The organism is Planomonospora antibiotica (genome assembly GCF_014647955.1).
Lineage (GTDB): Bacteria > Actinomycetota > Actinomycetes > Streptosporangiales > Streptosporangiaceae > Planomonospora > Planomonospora parontospora.
This window is the reverse complement of sequence record NZ_BMQE01000151.1, coordinates 1-811: the sequence shown is the minus strand read 5'-3', so window position 1 is coordinate 811 and position 811 is coordinate 1. Positions and strand designations below refer to the sequence as shown.

Annotated in this window: 1 protein-coding gene; it reads left to right on the top strand. The window is 71.8% G+C overall.

What is annotated here, in order from left to right:
• Positions 1-20: 20 nt before the first annotated feature.
• A partial coding sequence (locus IEZ06_RS35880) for a transposase (RefSeq protein ID WP_189241120.1) occupies positions 21-811 on the top strand: 791 nt, incomplete at its 3' end.

The window sequence follows — 811 nt, the reverse complement described above, 5'->3', positions numbered from 1 at the left end:
TGCTGGAACACCAGCGGCCGGTGATCGGAGCGGTCGCCTCCTTCCCCACCGTATGGCGCGCCCTGAAGGAGATCGACGAGGCGGCGCTGCGCAGGATCGAACGGGCCCGGGCAGCGGTGCGCCGCCACGTGTGGGCTCTGCTGGCCGCCCGCCCCGAGGGTTTCCCCTGGGCGCGCGTCGACGAGCAGGTGCTGGACGGGTGGACGGTGATCGACACCGATGGCTCCATCGTGGTCGCTCCCTCGGACAAGGAGGGCGCGCACGGCACCTACAAGGGCACCTACGGCCATCACGGCTTCGTCGCGGTGTGCGACAACACCGGCGAAGAACTCGCCCAGCTGCTGCATCCGGGCAACACCGGCGCCAATGACGCGACGGTGAACATCGACCTGCTCACCCGGGCCGTCGCCCAGATCCCCGGCGCCTGGCGCAAGAAGGTCCTGATCCGGGTGGACGGCGCCGGCTTCTCCCACGCCCTGCTGGAGTGGATCGCCGGCGCGGGCGGCCGCACCAGCCCGTCCTACCGGTGGGAGTACTCGGTCGGCTGGGCCTTCACCGAGCGCGAGCAGGACGCCGTGGAGCTCGTCGACGCCCGCGGCCTGTGGCAGGCGGCGACCGGGCCCGGCGGCGAGTCGCGCCCGGATGCGTTCGTCGCCGACGTCACCGGCCTGCTGGGTGATCTGTCGGCCTGGCCGAGCGGCCACCGGGTGATCGTCCGCAAAGAGCCTCTGCACCCCCGCTACGCCCGCAACGCCTCGCCGTACGAGAAGAAGCACGGCATGCGGTATCAGGCCTTCGCCACCAACACCGC